Origin of the sequence: Dokdonella sp. (assembly GCF_035511235.1) — a bacterium.
Classification (GTDB): domain Bacteria; phylum Pseudomonadota; class Gammaproteobacteria; order Xanthomonadales; family Rhodanobacteraceae; genus Dokdonella.
The window spans coordinates 1-17197 of record NZ_DATKFQ010000020.1; the positions used below are offsets into that span (position 1 = coordinate 1).

The following is a 17197-nucleotide window of genomic DNA, read 5'->3' on the forward strand; positions in this document are numbered from 1 at the left end:
AAAGGCGGGGGTTTTTTGTTGCCTCGCCGCCCGGCCTGCCGCAGCCACCACCCCTGCCGCCCCCAACCCGGCCTGCCGCTCCACTCCTCCCCAAGCCCTCGGACCGGCGCGAACTGCTATCTTTCTGCTTCCCCGCTGCCAATCCCCTTGCCGAGCTATCTCCCGTACTGCATGGGCGTAGCGCGCCGCGGATCAGTGGAGCAGCAATTGCGTCGTTGCGCAGGCATCAGGCGGATCGTCTTCCCCTGAGCACCCTCAGAACAATGACTTGCGGGCAGGGCGCGCGCCTTCGAAAAAAAGTTCCGCAAACGTGTCCGCTCGCTGACTTGTGCTGCGTTACTGATACACGTGGGCCGGAGGCGAACCTTGCGGGGTTGCCGTGGGGCGGGGAGCAGGGGAAACCCTTCTAGTCGCCACAAACACCGGTCAGGACTTGCCGGACCCACGTTCGAGCGCTTGACGCAGCATGGGCTGAACACCTATTCTCGCGAGCGATCGGGCTTGGTTGACGGTTTCTTATCAATCAGGGGAAGGGGCGTGGGCCCCGCCCGACAACTCCTTGGAGACTCCAAATGAAAGTCAATGCGAAGATGAAGTCGCTGTCGCTGGCCGTCGCGGGTCTGGTCGGTTTCGCTTTTGCCGGCAGCGCGCTGGCGCAGTGCCCGGCGCTTCCGGGTGCGTGGTCGGGCCAAGTGTCGGCGGGCGGTTCGCTCGTGACCTCGACCCCGGGTTTTTCCGGCACCAACTGCAAGCTCGATGCTCAGATCACGGCCAACCTCGGCTCGGCGTCCGCGTTCGTGCGTGATGACACGCCGGCGGCCGAAGAGCGCTACCGCGCTCAGTTCCTGATCAACGTCGATGCGCTGGCTAGCCTGAGCTCGGCGCAGCCGGTGCGCGTGTTCGCGGCGATCACCGATGTGCCGGCGTCCGGCGTCTCCGAGCTCGTAAAGCTGACCGTGTTCGGCAATGCTGCCGGTACCTCGAAGTCGCTGGGCATTCTCGTGGCCGCTTCCAACCCGACCGCGATCGGCGGTTTCGTGTCGTCGGCGGTTCCGCTGACCGGTGGTACGGCGGGCGTGCATCGTGTCGAGATCGATTGGTCGAAGGGCTCGGGTCTCGCCGGTGACGGTTCGGGTTCGGGCGGCGTGAAGGTGTGGGTCAACAACACGACCGAGGCTACGCCGAGCCAGATCGTCTCCGCAGACAATACGGCATGGACGGGTGGTGTCGATTCGGCAGCCCTGGGTCTCGCTCAAGCCTCGCCGGCCTTCCGTACGGTCCAGGCCAACCGCATCGTCAGCTTCGACCAGTTCGATTCGCGTCGTTCGACGTTCATCGGCTCGCCGTAACCGACGACCTGAAGATTGAAGTCACATAACAAAATGAGGAACTTGACAATGAAGCGCGCTCTGCTCGCGGCCATCGTAATGGCTGCTCTTCCGGTGGCTGCTTTTGCTCAGACCTGTGAGAGTCCGACCAGCCTGCACCCGCAGCTCGGTGGGACCTTCACCGGCACGACCTGTGGTGGTCAGTCTGGCATCCCGCTCGGTGGTGCCGTTGCTGCCCATCCCAGCGTCGTCTACCAGTTCACCTACAACAACAGCGAAGCGGGCAATATTACGCTGACCGGTGCGGAGCGCGAGATCGTCATCGCAGCCAACTGCACCAGCGCTCCGCTGACGGGCGTTGCACCGGGGGGTACGCTGAACCTGCAGGGTGTTCCGGGCATCACCAATGGCCAGAACTACCTGCTGATCGTCACGTCAGACTCCGGTCTACCGACCACCACGCCGCCGCGTTGTGGCGAGTTCTCGTGGGGCTACACGGCGCTGCCGGTGGCACTGCAGAGCTTCTCGGTCGAGTAAGACGGGATCCTCTGCCGCAGGCAGAGAGAAGAAGTCAGAAGCCCACCCGGCAACGGGTGGGCTTTTTTCGTTCTCGTCGGTCGCGGCTGTCGGCATGCCGGCAGTTGGCGCGGTCGCATGTTCCCGCTAGCATTTCTTGATCACTTCCAAACGTACGAGACCATGCTGCTCACTTCGCTTGCCCCCGCCCTATTGACGGTCGCGTCGGCCGCCACGCCCGCACCCCAACTGTCCGTCCAGAGCTGCCAGTTCGGCGAGGTATTCGTTTTCTCGACGGCGCAGTGCGAGATCGAGGTCAAGAATGCAGGGCGCGAGAAGGTCCGTATCGGCAAAATCCTCCCGAGCCAGCCGACCGATACGATCGAGCCGTCCAGTCTGTCTTTGGCGCCGGGCGAGACCGCCAAGCTGAAGGCGGTGATCAAGCCCGAAGTGGCGGTCGGTCTGACCAACCGGATGTTCCTGCTCGATACCGGCGAGTCGAAATCGGTTCCGACCTATGCGTATGCGCAGGGCTTCGTCGGCAGCGTGCTGGACGATCCGCGTCCGACGATCGATCTCGGCGAGGTCGTCATCGGCGGCGTTCTGCCATCGCGTCAGATCGAGCTGACGAGTCGTGATCACGGCAGCTTGCGCGCGACCGGTATCGTCGAGTCTCCCGACTTCGTCGATGCCAAGCTCGAGAATGACGGGCGTACGGTGCGGGTCGCGTACAAGGCCTCTGCGCCTTGGGGACAGCGTTCGGATGATCGTATCGTCGTGTCGCTCGATACGCCGCAGCAGAAGAAGGTCGCGATCGTGTTGAACGCGCACATCGTCGGCGACGTCGCGCCCGAGCGCCAGCCGGTTTCGCTGGGCGTCGTGCGTACCGACGCAGACCGTGAGTACTTCGTTCCGCTGCGAAGCCGCAGCGGCAAGCCGTTTCGCGTCGGCAAGGTCGAGCTCGAAGCTTTTAAGGGCGCGAAGACGGATGTGGTCGATTGTTCGCCCGCCGCGGACGGCTGCAAGCGCATTCGCATCAAAGGCGGCAAAGGCATCGGATTCGGGCCCTTGGAGGGCATGCTGCGTGTCGAGCTGCCGGACTACGGCCAGGTGCTCCCGGTGCGGCTGACCGCCACGGCGTTGCCGCCCGGCGTCGAGCCCGCAGAAGAACCCTCCGATCAGGCGCCGACCGCGGAGCAGAAGCGCCTGATGGCCGATCCGAAGGCGCGCGGCGCCAACGACATCCGCGAGGTGCTCAAGGCGAAGGTGCGGGAGATCCAGGGGCCGCCGCCGGCCGGGCGTGGCCCTCTGCTGAAGTGGTCGGTCGCCAACGAGGAGGCCGTATACGGCTACGTCATCCTGCGCGGCGACAGCGAGGCCGGCCCCTTCGAGCGGATCAACAGGGACACCATTCCGGCGGGCACGTTCGAGGAAGGTTATGCGAACGCCTATCAGTGGCGTGACACTTCGGCCGTGGTCGGTCAGACCTACTGGTATTCGATTGGCCTGATCAACAAGGACGGGACCAAGGACAGCCTGACGGGGCCGCAGCGCGTCGTCGCAAAGTAGAGGTCCGTGTTCGAGCACGCGCCTCCCGATGGTGTTCCGTCGGGAGCCGCCGTAAGCTCGGTGCGACAGCAATGTGGATCCGCAGACTCGTAGACCGTGGACAACTCGGTATCCCCGGCCATGAACGAGCCGCCCGTCATGCAGGCTGTTCGCGACGAGCCCTGGTGCGATCGATGCTTCGGAAGCCGGAACAAAGGGCTTCCACGCAGACGCTTCAGCTGTCGAGGCGATGCCAAAGCATCCGTGGCACGTCGCTGCGTCAGGGGGCCGGAAGTGCGCGGAGCGTGATCGCGTCGGAATCGATTCTCAGAACGCTGCCTTGCTCGTACCAGTCGCCGAGCACGATTCGTTGTGCCGGCGCCCCGGCCAAGTCGAAGGTGTGAATGCAGGGGCGATGCGTATGCCCATGGATGAGCCTGCGCGCTCCGAAGCGTTGCAGGGTCGCGCGGACCTGCTCTTCATTGACGTCCATGATCGCGTTGTTCGCAGGGTCGGTCGTGTAGCGCCGGCTCTCCGCACGCGCCTCCGCTGCGAATGCACGGCGTTCGGCGAGCGGCTTCTCGAGGAAGCTGCGCTGCCAGTCCCGCGCGCGCAGCATCGTTCTGATCGCCTGGTAGCGCGCATCGTCCGTGCAGAGCGTGTCGCCGTGCATCAGCAATGTCGGTACGCCTTCCACGTCGATCAACGACGGGTCGTCCAGCAGCGTCACGCCGGCGCGCCTGGCCCAGGCGTCGCCGAGCAGGAAGTCGCGATTGCCGGCGATGAAGAAGCAAGGGACGCCTGACCGCCTCAACCCACTCAGGACCGTCGCGACTCGAGCGCCGGTTTCGTCGTCATCGTCGTCGCCGATCCAGGCCTCGAAGAGATCGCCGAGGATGTAGAGCGCACGGACTGCTTTTGCCTGGCTCTCGATGAAGTCGGCGAACAGGTCGATAATGCCGGGGCGCGCCGCATCCAGATGCAGATCGGAAATGAACACGGTGGCCATCGGGACCTCTCGAGCGTCGCTCCGTCCGTCGGCACGCGTATCGCGACGTACCAGGGGCGATAGGGGAGCGCAATGCCGCGTCGCCTTGCACGTCCTACACGCGGCGATCGTGCGGAAAGATGCGGTATCCGGCGAGCGGTGGAAACCCAGCCGCTCGCCGGACCAATCGTAACGCTGCGTTACTGGACGACTTCGGCTTTCTCGATCACGACCGCCGTCGTCGGCACGTCGCTGCGGAACGGTCCTTGCGGTCCGGTCTGCACGGCCTTGATCTTATCGACCACGTCCATGCCGGCGACGACCTTGCCGAACACGGTGTAGCCCCAGGTCATCGGGCTCTGGTCGCTGACGTAGTCGAGATTGCGATTGTCGACGACGTTGATGAAGAACTGCGCGGTGGCCGAGTGCGGGTCGCCGGTACGCGCCATCGCGATCGTGCCGCGCGTGTTGCTGAGGCCGTTGTTGGCCTCGTTGGCGACCGGTGCCTTGGTCTGCTTCTGGCGCAGATCTGCCGTGAAGCCGCCGCCCTGGATCATGAAGTTGCCGATCACGCGATGGAAGATCGTGCCGTCGTAGAAGCCGCTGCGCACGTAATCGAGAATGTTCTCGACGGTCTTGGGCGCCTTGTCCGGATACAGCTCCACCGTGATGTCGCCGAGCGTGGTCTTGAACAGGACCTGGGGCGCGGCCGGCTTCTGTGCTGCGGCGGTCGTCTTGGCGTCGGTGGTCTGCTTGGAACTGGAGGCATCCGACTGCGCGAAGCCGAGCGTCGGCAGCAGCAGCGAGGCGGTTAACAGGAACGATTTGAACACGGCAAGTCCTCGATGGGGTCGAAACGGCAATGATAGCGCGCAACATCGCGGGGGATCGGCAACGCCGATCTCGGCCAGATCCAGCCTGTCAGTAAGCGGTTGAGCGGCCTGGACTGCTCTCGCGGCACAAGATCGAGCCTTGCCGCTATACCCCAGCATTCTGGAGTGCCCGAAACTATTCCGGCGCCCTCCCTCATCGGACCCGTAACCATGCCGGGTTTCGGAGAGCGGGCTGATATCGATGGACCGCCGTTGCATGCCGCGCCGGATTGAATCGGCACATTTGCACAGAACGACCGTTCCGGGACTCTGGCCGTGCGAGGATGCAGGCTACTCGTCAGCTGGCCAGCGCCAGATCGTCCAGCATCGCCTTCAGGAAGCGCGCCGCCTCGCCGCCGGTCGCGGCGCGGTGATCGAAGGTCAGCGACAGCGGGATCACGCGGTGCGACTCGAAGCCGCCCATGACCGGCGTCATCTGGTGGCGGCCCTTGCCGGCCGCGACGATCGCGACGCACGGCGGCACCACGATCGGCGTCGCGTAGCGGCCGGCGAACACGCCGAAGTTCGACAGGCTGATCGTATAGCCGGAGAGCTCCGACGGCGGAATGCTGCGATCCTCGACCTGGGTACGCAGCCGGTTGATCGCGGTGCGCAGGCCGGCGGCGTCGAGCGCGTCGGCATTGCGCAGCGCCGGCACGAACAGGCCGTCGTCGGTGTCGACCGCGATGCCGATGTCGACGTGCGGATGCAGCGTGCGCGTCAGGTTCTCGCCGTCAAACCAGGCATTGAGCGCCGGTACGGTCTTGCAGGCCCGGACCAGGGCACGGATCAAGCGCACCGTGATGTCGTTGCCGGGCAGCCAGGCGTGGATGTCGGCATCGTCGGCCAGCGTGGTCGGAACCACCTTGGCGTGCGCGTCGGCCATGACACGCGCCATGTTGCGGCGCACCCCCTTGAGCTGCTCGGGCTGGCCGGTCGCAGCGACCGACGGCGGCGTGGTGCGGATCGGCTTGCCGGCGGCCGACAGCGTCGTGCGCTGCGCCGGTGCGGTGGGCGGAACCGGTGTGGTAGCGGCAGGCGCAGCCTGCGCCGGCTGGGTGGCGGCGCGTGCCGGGGACGCTGCGCCGCCGGCGCGTGCGGTCCCGGCCGCGGCGGCCTGCTTGACGTCCTGGGCGGTGACCACGCCGTCGGCGCCGCTCGGCGACACCCGCGCCAGATCGACGCCGAGTTTGCGCGCCAGCGCGCGCACCGCCGGCACGGCCTTGACGCCGCCGACCTGGGTCAGCGCCTCGCTGTGGACGCGGTCGCCAGCCTCCATCGCGCCGACGACGGTGCCCGAATCGGCCCTCGGTGCCGCGCCGCCCTCGCGGATCTCGCCGCCTTCGTCGGAGGCCACCACCTTGCCCGGTGCGGCCGGCGCCGGCGCACCGGTGGCCGGCTTGGCCGGTGGCGGGCCGTGATGATGTCCGGTCGCCTCGGCGTCGGCGCGCTGCGGCGCGGCCGGGTCGATCGCGATGTCGACCAGCGGCGCGCCGGTCACGATGACGTCGCCGTTGCCGCCGTAAAGCCGCGCCACGGTGCCGGAGTACGGCGACGGCACCTCGACGACCGCCTTGGCGGTTTCCATCGAGACCAGCGGCGCGTCGAGCCGGACCGTGTCGCCCTGCTTGACGAACCATTCGACGATCGTCGCGTCGGGCAGGCCCTCGCCGAGATCCGGAAGATGAAAGGTCTTGGTTTCGCTCATGGGACTTGGATTCCGTCGTCGATCAGCTGGCCGCGAGCGTGCGCTTGGCGGCGGCGACGATCTTGTCGACGCCGGGCAGGTACTTCATCTCGAGCCGGAACAGCGGGATGTGGGTGTCGTAGCCGGTGACGCGCTCGACCGGCGCGAGCAGGTCGTACATCGAATGCTCGGCCAGGCGCGCGGCGATCTCGGCGCCGAAGCCGGCGGTGCGCGGCGCCTCGTGCACGATCACGCAGCGACCGGTCTTGGCGACCGACTCGGCGATCGTGTCGAAGTCGAGCGGCTTGAGCGTGGCGACGTCGATGACCTCGGCGCTGATGCCGTCGGCGGCGAGCGCCTCGGCGGCCTCCAGCGTCTCCTTGACCTGGGCGCCCCAGGTCACCAGGGTGACGTCACTGCCGTCGCGGAGCACGAAGCACACGTCCAGCGGCAACGCTTCGCCGTCGTCGGGCACTTCTTCCTTGTACTGGCGGTAGATGCGCTTGGGCTCGAAGAAGATGACCGGATCGGGATCGCGGATCGCCGCCAGCAGCAGGCCGTAGGCGCGCGCCGGCGAGGACGGCAGCACGACGCGCAGGCCCGGCACGTTCGTGAACAGCGCCTCATTGGCTTCGGAATGGTGTTCGGGCGCGCGGATGCCGCCGCCCCACGGTGCACGGAACACGGCCGGCACGCTCATGCGGCCACGCGTGCGGTTACGCAGGCGCGCGGCGTGGCAGATGATCTGCTCGAGCATCGCGTAGATGAAGCCCTCGAACTGCGCCTCGGCGACCGGTTTCATGCCCTGCGCGGCCAGGCCGACGGTGAGGCCGGCGATCGTGGTCTCGTCCAGCGGCGTGTCGAGGACGCGTCCTTCGCCGAACTGCTGCAGCAGGCCCTGCGTGGCGCGGAACACGCCGCCGTTGACGCCGACGTCCTCGCCGAGGACGAGGACGCTGCTGTCGTGCTTCATCTCCCAAGCCAGGGCCTGGGTGACGGCTTCGATCAAGGTGATTTGTGCCATTGGAAAATCGTCGGATTGCGTGGACGGGCGAACCGCGGCCTCAGCCGCCGTGCTCGCGTGCGATCGCTTCGGCGCGCTGGGCGGCGAGGTCGGGCGGCAGCTCGGCATAGGTGTAGTCGAACATCGCCTCGACCGGCTGCGACTTGGTCTCCAGGTAGGCGTTGACCTCGGCGTCGACCAGATCGGCGCACTGCGCCTTCCAGGCCGCCTCCTCGTCCTCGCTCCAGGCGTTCAGCGACGAGAGGTACGCGCGGATGCGCTTGAGCGGCTCGCGCTCCCAGGCGTCCTTGACCTCGGCCTCGGGCCGGTAACGGCGCGCGTCGTCGGCCGTGGTGTGGTCGGACAGGCGATAGGTGACGGCCTCGATGACGGTGCCGCCGTGGCCGTGACGGGCGCGCTTGATCGCGTGATCGAGCGCGGCGCGCATCGCGATCAGGTCGTTGCCGTCAACCTGGATGCAGTCCAGGCCGGCGGCGATGCCCTTCTGCGCCAGCGTCTTGGCGCCGGTCTGCGCGCTGCGCGGTACCGAGATCGCCCACTGGTTGTTGACGATGACGGCGACCAGCGGCAGCTGCATCGCGCCGGCGACGTTGATCGCGCTGTTGAAGTCGGCCTTCGACGAACCGCCGTCGCCGACCGTGCAGACCGCCACGCGTGGTTCCTTGCGCAGCTTGAATGCCAGCGCCGAACCGGCCGCGTGCAGGCACTGCGTGGCGATCGGCACGCACCACGGGAAGTCGTGCGCGGGGCCGGCGAAGTCGCTGCCGCGCTCGTCGCCGCCCCAGTACATCAGCACGTCGCGGGCGCGCACGCCGCGGAAGAACTGTGCACCGTATTCGCGGTAGCTGACGGCGAGGCTGTCGTCCTCCTGCATCGCGCTGCCGATCGCGACATGCGCCGCTTCGTGGCCGAGGCAGGACGCATAGGTGCCGAGCTTGCCGGTGCGCTGCAGCGCGACGGCCTTGCCGTCGAACACGCGCAGGTAGGTCATCAGCTTGTAGATGTCCACCAACTGCCGGATGTCGCGCGCGAACGCGGGGAGATCCTCGCGGATCAGACGGCCCTCGGTGTCGAGGTACTGGAGATATTCGATTTCGAAAGTGGCGACGACGCTCACGGTGGCCCTAAGTCGGTTCGGCGAACGGATGGAGGCCCGTCGATCTCGAGGCTGGCTGGAAAGCTCGCGGGCTGCCGCGGAACGCTGCGCGGAAGCTCGGATCCAGTGCCGGCGTGCGCAACGCTGCGGTCGGAGGTGAGCCCGGGTCGACGGCGTTGGCGGCTAGATAGCAAGCCTGTGCCGGAGGCGCAAGGACCGGCGCAGCACGCGCCGCCGCTGCGGCGCATGCGCGGCGAGGCGGGCGGCGCCGATTTGGCCGTCCAAATCGCAACGGCGGCCGGACCGCTGGCGGCCGTCGCGCGCCGCTGCCGGCCGGGCGCGGCTCGAGGCGCGGCGCGGTGCGCAGGTTTTCCTCGAAACGGCGGCCCCGGCCCCAGTACACTGCGCGTCCCGCCGCGCTCGGGACACAGCCGGGCGGGCCGCTTTTCCGTGGATCGGCAATGACATCCAGCGACAACAAGCGTGACCTCGAAGCCGGGATCGAACTCGATCTGGCCGACCGCCTCACCTACGGCGGCTACCTGCAGCTCGACACGCTGCTGTCGGCGCAGCAGCCCCTCTCCGACCCGCCGCATCACGACGAGATGCTGTTCATCGTCCAGCATCACGTCTCGGAACTGTGGATGAAGCTGATCATCCACGAGCTGCGCGCCGCGGTCGCCAATCTTTCCCGCGACGAAATCGATTCGTGCCTGAAAATCCTCGCCCGGGTCAAGCAGATCCAGCGCCAGTTGTTCGAGCAGTGGGCCGTGCTCGAGACGCTGACGCCGTCGGAGTATCTGCAGTTTCGCGACGTGCTCGGCCCGGCCTCGGGCTTCCAGTCGCACCAGTACCGCACGATCGAGTTCCTGCTCGGCAACAAGAACGCACAGATGCTGGCGGTGTTCGACTACGACCCCGAACGCCAGCAGGCGTTGCGCCAGGTGCTGGAGGCGCCGAGCCTCTACGACGAGTTCCTGCGCCATCTGGCCCGCCATGGCCACGAGGTGCCGCACGCCTGCATCGAGCGCGACTGGTCGCAGCCGTACCAGCGCCACCCGGAGCTGGTCGCGGTGTTCCGGCGCATCTACGAGAACGCCGATGCGCACTGGCGTGCCTACAACCTCTGCGAGAAGCTGGTCGACGTCGAGGAGAGCTTCCAGCTGTGGCGTTTCCGCCACATGAAGACCGTCGAGCGGATCATCGGTTTCCGCCGCGGCACCGGCGGCTCGTCGGGCGTCGGCTTCCTGCGCAAGGCGCTGGATCTGACGTTCTTCCCGGAGCTGTTCGAGGTGCGCACCGTTATCGGCACGCGCTGAACGCGCCGGCCCGGATTTGACGCGGCGCGATTTGACGCCGCATTCATCTGCGGTTAAACCTGTCGGCCGGGGCAGGGACCGGTCGTCCGCTCGCGCGCTTCGCTTTCTTCCACCCTTTCCAGCAGGAGAATCCGCCTATGAGCGGTACCGCCACGTCGCCCGCGGGCGACGCGCTTCCACAGTTTCCGCAGACGATGGGGCATCCGCGTCCGTTGTGGATGCTGTTCATGACCGAGTTCTGGGAACGCTTCGCGTTCTACGGCATGCGCTGGGCGCTGGCCCTGTACATCGTGGCGCAGTTCTATGCGGGCGATGCCGCCGGCGAGGCGCCGGCCAGCCGGCTCTACGGCGCCTATCTGGCGCTGGTCTATGCGGCGGCGCTGTTCGGCGGTTACGTGGCCGACCGCGTGATCGGCTATCAGCGCTCGATCCTGCTCGGCGCGGTGATCATGGCGGCCGGCCTGTTCCTGATCATGATGCCGAACGAGGCACTGTTCAAACTCGGCCTGGCGACCGTGATCGTCGGCAACGGCCTGTTCAAGCCGAACATCTCGACGATGGTCGGCAAGCTCTACGCGACCGGCGACGAGCGTCGCGACTCGGGCTTCACGCTGTTCTACATGGGCATCAATCTCGGCGCGATGCTGGCGCCGTGGCTGACCGGCATCCTCGCCGAGCGCGTCATGGGCGGCACGCCGCAGATGCCGGCCTACAAGGTAGTATTCCTGGTTTCGGGCATCGGCATGCTGATCAGCCTGGTGTGGTTCTGGTTCGGCCGCCGGCAGCTGCTCGGCATCGGCCGGCCGCCGGAAGGCGCCGAGGGCGGCGGTCGCGTGCTGGCGACGGCGATCTGCGCGCTGGTCGCGATTCCGGTGTTCTACTTCCTGCTCTCGATCGGCGCCGGTGCGCTGCAGTGGATTCTGAGCGCGCTGTTCGTCGGACTGTGCGTGCTGATCCTCAAGGAGGGCTTCAAGGACGGCGCGATCCGGCGCGACATGGCCGTCGCGATGCTGATCATCTTCGTCTTCAACGTGCTGTTCTGGTGCTTCTTCGAGCAGGCCGGCAGCTCGTTCAATTTCCTCGCGCAGAACATCATCGACCGCGACTTCAGCGGCTGGATCTTCCCGGTCGGCTGGTTCCAGTCGGTCAACTCGCTGTCGATCATCACGCTGGCGCCGCTGCTGGCCTGGCTGTGGGTCAAGATGGGCCGCCACAATCCGTCGATCCCGCGCAAGTTCGGCCTCGGCCTGATCTTCAATGCGCTGGCGTTTCTGCTGCTGATCTTCGCGCTGTCGAGCCTGGTCGATCCGCAGTCGCTGAAGATCCCGTTCTGGACGCTGTTCATGGTTTACGTGATCCAGTCGGTCGGCGAGCTGTGCCTGTCGCCGATCGGCCTGTCGATGGTGACCAAGCTGGCGCCGGTGCGCCTGGTCGGCTTCGGCATGGGCGGCTGGTTCCTGTCGACCGCGATCGGCAACAACCTGTCGGGCATCTTCGCCAGCCACGTCAGCGGCGAGGGCGGCATGAATGTGGAGTCCGCGCTCAGCGGCTACACGTTCGGCTTCTGGGCCCTGGTGATCCCGGGCGTGCTGCTGTTCGTGATCGCGCCGCTGATCCAGCGGCTGATGCACGGCGTCAAGTAAGGCTTCGCTCGTCTGCGCCGGCGCTGCCGGCGCAGACGATGCCATGCCCGATCCGGACCGGCGTCGCGCCCGCGGCGGATGCGGCGATGTTAGCGTCAGGATTCCAGCGCGCTGCGCTCGACCTGCCAGAGCTTGTCGAGGATGCGTGCCAGCCACTGCTTCTCCTCGGCGTCGAGATGATCGAGCAGCCGCTGCTCGTGCTCGAGCGCGAGCGGCGCGACCTGGTCGTAGATCGTCCAGCCGGCCTCGGACAGCTGCAGCACCGACTGGCGGCGGTCGTGCTCGGCGGTATCGCGTTCGATCAGGCCCTTGTCGAGCAGGCGCGCGACTGCGCGGCTGACCGCCACCTTGTCCATCGCCGTGCGCAGCGCGACCTCGCGTGCCGAGATGCCGCTGTAGCGGCCGAGCACGGCCATCGCACGCCATTCGGTCACCGACAGGTCGAAGCGCGCCTCGTAGATGCGGGCGATCGCCTGGCTGACGGTGTTCGACAACACCGAAAGCCGGTACGGGAGAAAGGCCTCCAGCTCCAACAGGACGCGTCCGGGCATGCTGCACTGCCTCTTGCAATTGGTTTCATATGAAACTATAACACGCCGATTGCGCCGCCCGCACGGCGCCTCGTTCCCACGGAGCCGCCATGAACGCCCAGCCCCATCCGACCGTACCCAATACCGGCATCGAGGTCACCACGTTCGAGAACCCGATGGGCGTGGACGGCTTCGAGTTCGTCGAATTCGCCGCGCCCGATCCGCAGCTGCTGCACGAGCTGTTCGGCAATCTCGGCTTTACCGCGGTCGCCCGTCATCGCACGCGCAAGGTGACGCTGTACCGCCAGGGCGACTGCAACTTCCTCGTCAATGAGGAGCCCGATTCGTTCGCGGCCGACTTCGCGGCCCAGCACGGCCCGAGCGCCTGCGGCTTCGCGATCCGCTTCCGCAAGCCGGCCGACGAGGTGCTCGCCGCCACGCTCGCCAACGGCGCCGAGAAGCTCACGCACAAGGCCGACACCGGCGCCGTCGATGTGCCGGTCATCAAGGGCATCGGCGACTGCATGCTGTATCTGGTCGATCGGTACGGCGCCGGCGGCTCGGTCTACGACGCCGACTTCGACTGGCTGCCGGGCGTGGACCGCCACCCGAAGGGCTTCGGTCTGACCTTCATCGACCACCTGACCCACAATCTCTATTTCGGCAACATGGAGCGCTGGGCGGACTATTACGAGCGGCTGTTCAACTTCCGCGAGATCCGCTACTTCGACATCAAGGGCGCCAAGACCGGCCTGGTGTCCAAGGCGATGACCGCGCCGGACGGCATGGTGCGCATCCCGCTCAACGAGTCCTCGGACGCCAAGTCGCAGATCAACGAGTATCTGGACGAGTACAAGGGCGAGGGCATCCAGCACATCGCCTGCTTCACCGACGACATCTACGCCACGGTCGAGGCGATGCGCGCGCGCGGCGTGGCCTTCCTCGACACGCCGGAGACCTACTACGAGGTCGTCGATCAGCGCATCCCCGGCCACGGCGAGGATCTGCCGCGCATGCAGCGCAACAAGCTGCTGATCGACGCCGACCCGGAGACCAAGAAGAAGCTGCTGCTGCAGATCTTCACGCAGAACTGCATCGGTCCGATCTTCTTCGAGATCATCCAGCGCAAGGGCAACGAGGGCTTCGGCAACGGCAACTTCCAGGCGCTGTTCGAGAGCATCGAACGCGACCAGATGCGCCGCGGCGTGCTCTGACCGCTCCACGGCGGACGATCCAGGAGGCGGGCCGGCACTGATGTCCGGCCCGCCGTTCAACGGCAGTGCGCCGCGGTCGCGGCGCTCCGAGGTGTCGGCATGTCTTCTTCTCGATCCAGCGGCTACCAGACCGGCTTCGGCAACGAGTTCGCGAGCGAGGCCCTGCCGGGCGCGCTGCCCGAGGCGCGCAATTCGCCGCAGCGCGCCGCGTACGGGCTGTACGCCGAACAGATCTCCGGTACCGCGTTCACCGCGCCGCGCCATGCCAACCGGCGCAGCTGGCTGTACCGGATCCGGCCCGCGTCGATGCACCGGCCGTTCGAGGCGCTGGCGCATCCGCATTTCCACAACCGCTTCGACGAGGTGCCGGCGACGCCGAACCAGCTGCGCTGGGATCCGCTGCCGCTGCCGGATGCGCCGACCGACTTCGTCGACGGCCTGGTCTCGGTCGCCGGCAACGGCGGCGCCGCTTCGCAGGCCGGCATCGGCATCTATCTCTACGCGGCCAACCGGTCGATGCAGGGGCGCTATTTCTACAGCGCCGACGGCGAGCTGCTGATCGTGCCCGAGCGCGGACGGCTCCACATCGCGACCGAACTCGGCGTCGTCGAGGTCGAGCCGCAGCAAATCGCAGTGATTCCGCGCGGCATTCGCTTCCGCGTCGACCTGCCGGACGGCGAGGCGCGCGGCTACGTCGCCGAGAATTTCGGCGCTGCGCTGCGCCTGCCCGATCTGGGCCCGATCGGCTCCAACGGCCTGGCCAATCCGCGCGACTTCGAAACGCCGCACGCGGCCTACGAAGACGTCGAAGGCGCGTTCGAGCTGATCGCCAAGTTCCAGGGCCGGCTGTGGCGCGCCGCGATCGGCCATTCGCCGCTGGACGTGGTCGCCTGGCACGGCAACCATGCGCCGTACCGTTACGATCTGCGCCGCTTCAACACGATCGGCTCGATCAGCTACGACCATCCCGATCCCTCGATCTTCACGGTGCTGACCTCGCCGAGCGACACGCCGGGCACTGCGAATCTGGATTTCGTGATCTTTCCGCCGCGCTGGCTGTGCGCCGAGGACACGTTCCGTCCGCCGTGGTTCCACCGCAACGTCGCCAGCGAGTTCATGGGCCTCGTGCACGGCGCCTACGACGCCAAGGCCGGCGGCTTCGTGCCCGGCGGCAGCAGCCTGCACAACTGCATGAGCGGCCACGGACCCGATGCGGCCAGTTTCGAGAAGGCCTCGGCGGCCGACACGTCCAGGCCCGACCACATCGTCGATACCATGGCCTTCATGTTCGAGACCCGCGCGGTCATCCATCCGACCCGGCAGGCGCTCGAATCGCCGCAGCTGCAGCGCGACTACTATGCCTGCTGGCAGGGCCTGGCCAAGCATTTCGACCCGGGCCGGCGCTGAGCGCCGGCCGACCACTCAACCGGAAGCGACCCACATGAAGCTTGCAAGTCTCAAGGAAGGCGGCCGCGACGGCACGCTGATCGTCGTCGACCGCGCGTTGACCCGCGCCGTGCGCGCGACCGGCATCGCCGCCACGCTGCAGGCCGCGCTCGACGGCTGGGAAGCGGTCGCACCGCGACTCAACGCGCTGTACGAGGCGCTCTCGGACGGCCGCGCCGCCGATGCGTTCGACCTCGACGTCGACGCGCTCGCCGCGCCGCTGCCGCGCGCCTACGAGTTCGTCGACGGCAGCGCCTATCTGCCGCACGTCGAGCGCGTGCGGCGCGCGCGCGGCGCCGAAGTGCCGGCCAGCTTCTACACCGATCCGCTGATGTACCAGGCGACCAGCGCCGGCTTCCTTGCGCCGCGCGATCCGGTCCTGGTCGCCAGCGAGGACTACGGCATCGACCTCGAGGCCGAGGTTCTGGTCGTGACCGACGACGTGCCGATGGGCGTCACGCCGGCCGAGGCCGCGCGTCACATCCAGCTGGTCGGCCTGGTCAACGACGTCTCGCTGCGCGGGCTGATTCCGCCGGAACTGGCCAAGGGCTTCGGCTTCCTGCAGAGCAAGCCGCGCTCGGCGCTGTCGCCGGTGCTGGTCACGCCCGACGAGCTCGGCGACGCCTGGCGGGACAGCAAGCTGCACCTGCCGATGCGCACCTGGATCAACGGCCGCTGGTTCGGCGAGGCCGAGGCCGGCGTCGACATGCAGTTCAGCTTCGCCGAGCTGATCGCGCACGCGGCCAAGACGCGGCCGCTGACCGCCGGCACCCTGGTCGGCTCGGGCACGATCGCCAACGAGGACACTGCCAAGGGCGCCTCCTGCCTGGCCGAGCAGCGCACGGTCGAGACGCTGCGTGACGGCAAGCCGGCGACGCCGTTCCTGGCGTTCGGCGACACGGTCCGCATCGAGATGACCGACGCGCAGGGCGCCAGCCTCTTCGGCGCGATCGAGCAGCGCATCGAGCGCTATCGGCCGCAGGGCTGAGGGGGCGCGGCGCAGCGGCGTGCAGGCGCGGGCCGTCGCCGCTGCGGCCCCCGGCGGCCACCGAGCCCATGACCCTCCGGGGCAGCCGTCGCAACCCGGACGGCCCTCGGCCGCACGGCCGCCGCTGCGGCGCCGACGCGGACCGGACCGCGGCCGGACGAGGGCCGGCGCTCAACATCGCGGCGATTCGCTGAGATAATCGGGCCGGCCGTTCACGTGAAGGGCGCAGGGGAGGCACCGTCATGAGCGAGCGTTTGACCCTCTACAGCTACTGGCGATCGAGCGCGGCCTATCGCGTGCGCATCGCGCTCAATCTCAAGATGCTGCCGTACGACCAGGTACCGGTCCATCTGGTCAACAACGGCGGCGAGCAGCACGACCCGATCTACCACGAGCTCAATCCGCAGGAGCTGGTGCCGGTGCTGATCGACGGCCGCCGCGTGGTGCGCCAGTCGATGGCGATCATCGAATACCTCGACGAGGCTTACGACGGCGCGATCAAGCTGCTGCCGGCGATGATCCGCGACCGTGCGCGCGTGCGCGCGCTCGCGCAGCTGATCGGCTGCGACGTGCATCCGCTGAACAATCTGCGCGTCATGCAGTATCTGGAGCGCGAGCTCGCGGTCGATGCCGAGCAGCGCCAGCGCTGGACCCAGCACTGGATACGCGAAGGCCTGCGCGCATTCGAGGAGATGCTCGCCGAGCATCCGTCGACCGGCCGCTATTGCGAAGGCGACCAGCCCGGCCTCGCCGACGCCTGCCTGATTCCGCAGGTCTACAACGCGCATCGCTTCCGCGTCGATCTGGCACCGTATCCGACGATCGCCCGGATCGAGCAGGCCTGTCTGGCGCTGCCGGCATTCGATGCGGCGCGGCCGGAGAATCAGCCCGACGTGCCCGGCACGGCCTGAGCGTTCCGCGCGGGCGCGCAGCGGCAGGGACGGGACAGCGGCACCGCCCGGCACGCCGCGCCGGCGGCCGGGCCGATCGCGCCGCGC

Annotated in this window: 15 protein-coding genes; 9 read left to right on the forward strand and 6 right to left on the reverse strand. The window is 67.6% G+C overall.

What is annotated here, in order from left to right; all coding sequences use genetic code 11:
• Nucleotides 1–572 precede the first annotated feature (572 nt).
• The 3 genes from VMR06_RS09330 to VMR06_RS09340 all read left to right on the forward strand — a co-directional run bounded on the left by VMR06_RS09330 (nt 573) and on the right by VMR06_RS09340 (nt 3413).
• A complete protein-coding gene (locus VMR06_RS09330) occupies nt 573–1349 on the forward strand; it encodes a hypothetical protein (RefSeq protein ID WP_325375494.1) in 777 nt (258 codons plus the stop codon).
• 48 nt (nt 1350–1397) lie between these two features.
• Nucleotides 1398–1865 (forward strand): hypothetical protein, encoded by a 468-nt coding sequence (locus VMR06_RS09335; RefSeq protein ID WP_325375496.1) that lies wholly within the window; start codon nt 1398–1400, stop codon nt 1863–1865.
• A gap of 162 nt (nt 1866–2027) precedes the next feature.
• The gene (locus VMR06_RS09340; RefSeq protein ID WP_325375498.1) at nt 2028–3413 is read left to right on the forward strand and encodes a hypothetical protein; all 1386 of its coding nucleotides are present in this window, start codon (nt 2028–2030) and stop codon (nt 3411–3413) included.
• 259 nt (nt 3414–3672) lie between these two features.
• Here VMR06_RS09340 and VMR06_RS09345 read toward each other — a convergent pair whose 3' ends face one another.
• From VMR06_RS09345 to pdhA, 5 genes are all read right to left on the reverse strand, one after another.
• Nucleotides 3673–4401 (reverse strand): UDP-2,3-diacylglucosamine diphosphatase, encoded by a 729-nt coding sequence (locus VMR06_RS09345; protein ID WP_325375500.1) that lies wholly within the window; start codon nt 4399–4401, stop codon nt 3673–3675.
• 179 nt (nt 4402–4580) lie between these two features.
• Nucleotides 4581–5075, reverse strand: a complete 495-nt coding sequence (locus VMR06_RS09350) for a peptidylprolyl isomerase (RefSeq protein ID WP_325375712.1) — start codon at nt 5073–5075, stop codon at nt 4581–4583.
• Between the two features lie 475 nt (nt 5076–5550).
• Nucleotides 5551–6960 (reverse strand): dihydrolipoamide acetyltransferase family protein, encoded by a 1410-nt coding sequence (locus tag VMR06_RS09355; RefSeq protein WP_325375502.1) that lies wholly within the window; start codon nt 6958–6960, stop codon nt 5551–5553.
• Nucleotides 6961–6982: 22 nt separating this feature from the next.
• Nucleotides 6983–7963: an alpha-ketoacid dehydrogenase subunit beta gene (locus VMR06_RS09360; RefSeq protein WP_325375504.1), complete on the reverse strand. Its 981-nt coding sequence runs from the start codon at nt 7961–7963 to the stop codon at nt 6983–6985.
• A gap of 40 nt (nt 7964–8003) precedes the next feature.
• Entirely contained in the window at nt 8004–9080 is a 1077-nt protein-coding gene (gene pdhA, locus VMR06_RS09365; protein ID WP_325375506.1) for a pyruvate dehydrogenase (acetyl-transferring) E1 component subunit alpha, read from the reverse strand.
• A 440-nt stretch (nt 9081–9520) separates the two neighbouring features.
• Here pdhA and kynA point away from each other — a divergent pair, with 440 nt between their 5' ends.
• Both kynA and VMR06_RS09375 read left to right on the forward strand, forming a co-directional pair.
• Nucleotides 9521–10378: a tryptophan 2,3-dioxygenase gene (gene kynA, locus VMR06_RS09370; RefSeq protein ID WP_325375508.1), complete on the forward strand. Its 858-nt coding sequence runs from the start codon at nt 9521–9523 to the stop codon at nt 10376–10378.
• A gap of 137 nt (nt 10379–10515) precedes the next feature.
• On the forward strand, nt 10516–12021 hold the full coding sequence (locus VMR06_RS09375; RefSeq protein ID WP_325375510.1) for an oligopeptide:H+ symporter: 1506 nt from the start codon (nt 10516–10518) through the stop codon (nt 12019–12021).
• 95 nt (nt 12022–12116) lie between these two features.
• Here the strand turns inward: VMR06_RS09375 and VMR06_RS09380 are convergent, their stop codons facing one another.
• A complete protein-coding gene (locus VMR06_RS09380) occupies nt 12117–12572 on the reverse strand; it encodes a MarR family winged helix-turn-helix transcriptional regulator (RefSeq protein ID WP_325375512.1) in 456 nt (151 codons plus the stop codon).
• Between the two features lie 89 nt (nt 12573–12661).
• On the opposite strand from VMR06_RS09380, the gene hppD reads away from it, so the two are divergent.
• From hppD to maiA, 4 genes are all read left to right on the forward strand, one after another.
• Nucleotides 12662–13765: a 4-hydroxyphenylpyruvate dioxygenase gene (hppD, locus tag VMR06_RS09385; protein ID WP_325375514.1), complete on the forward strand. Its 1104-nt coding sequence runs from the start codon at nt 12662–12664 to the stop codon at nt 13763–13765.
• Between the two features lie 99 nt (nt 13766–13864).
• Nucleotides 13865–15172, forward strand: a complete 1308-nt coding sequence (hmgA, locus tag VMR06_RS09390; RefSeq protein WP_325375516.1) for a homogentisate 1,2-dioxygenase — start codon at nt 13865–13867, stop codon at nt 15170–15172.
• 34 nt (nt 15173–15206) lie between these two features.
• The gene (locus VMR06_RS09395; RefSeq protein ID WP_325375518.1) at nt 15207–16199 is read left to right on the forward strand and encodes a fumarylacetoacetate hydrolase family protein; all 993 of its coding nucleotides are present in this window, start codon (nt 15207–15209) and stop codon (nt 16197–16199) included.
• Nucleotides 16200–16441: 242 nt separating this feature from the next.
• Complete coding sequence (maiA, locus tag VMR06_RS09400; RefSeq protein ID WP_325375521.1) at nt 16442–17110, forward strand: maleylacetoacetate isomerase; 669 nt, start codon at nt 16442–16444, stop codon at nt 17108–17110.
• Nucleotides 17111–17197: the final 87 nt, after the last annotated feature.

Excerpts from the sequence above, each read along its gene's own strand:
- VMR06_RS09330 (WP_325375494.1), top strand. The coding sequence starts at position 573 with ATGAAAGTCAATGCGAAGATGAAGTCGCTGTCGCTGGCCGTCGCGGGT.
- VMR06_RS09335 (WP_325375496.1), top strand. The coding sequence starts at position 1,398 with ATGAAGCGCGCTCTGCTCGCGGCCATCGTAATGGCTGCTCTTCCGGTG.
- VMR06_RS09340 (WP_325375498.1), top strand. The coding sequence starts at position 2,028 with ATGCTGCTCACTTCGCTTGCCCCCGCCCTATTGACGGTCGCGTCGGCC.
- VMR06_RS09345 (WP_325375500.1), bottom strand. The coding sequence starts at position 4,401 with ATGGCCACCGTGTTCATTTCCGATCTGCATCTGGATGCGGCGCGCCCC.
- VMR06_RS09355 (WP_325375502.1), bottom strand. The coding sequence starts at position 6,960 with ATGAGCGAAACCAAGACCTTTCATCTTCCGGATCTCGGCGAGGGCCTG.
- VMR06_RS09360 (WP_325375504.1), bottom strand. The coding sequence starts at position 7,963 with ATGGCACAAATCACCTTGATCGAAGCCGTCACCCAGGCCCTGGCTTGG.
- kynA (WP_325375508.1), top strand. The coding sequence starts at position 9,521 with ATGACATCCAGCGACAACAAGCGTGACCTCGAAGCCGGGATCGAACTC.
- VMR06_RS09375 (WP_325375510.1), top strand. The coding sequence starts at position 10,516 with ATGAGCGGTACCGCCACGTCGCCCGCGGGCGACGCGCTTCCACAGTTT.
- VMR06_RS09380 (WP_325375512.1), bottom strand. The coding sequence starts at position 12,572 with ATGCCCGGACGCGTCCTGTTGGAGCTGGAGGCCTTTCTCCCGTACCGG.
- hppD (WP_325375514.1), top strand. The coding sequence starts at position 12,662 with ATGAACGCCCAGCCCCATCCGACCGTACCCAATACCGGCATCGAGGTC.
- hmgA (WP_325375516.1), top strand. The coding sequence starts at position 13,865 with ATGTCTTCTTCTCGATCCAGCGGCTACCAGACCGGCTTCGGCAACGAG.
- VMR06_RS09395 (WP_325375518.1), top strand. The coding sequence starts at position 15,207 with ATGAAGCTTGCAAGTCTCAAGGAAGGCGGCCGCGACGGCACGCTGATC.
- maiA (WP_325375521.1), top strand. The coding sequence starts at position 16,442 with ATGAGCGAGCGTTTGACCCTCTACAGCTACTGGCGATCGAGCGCGGCC.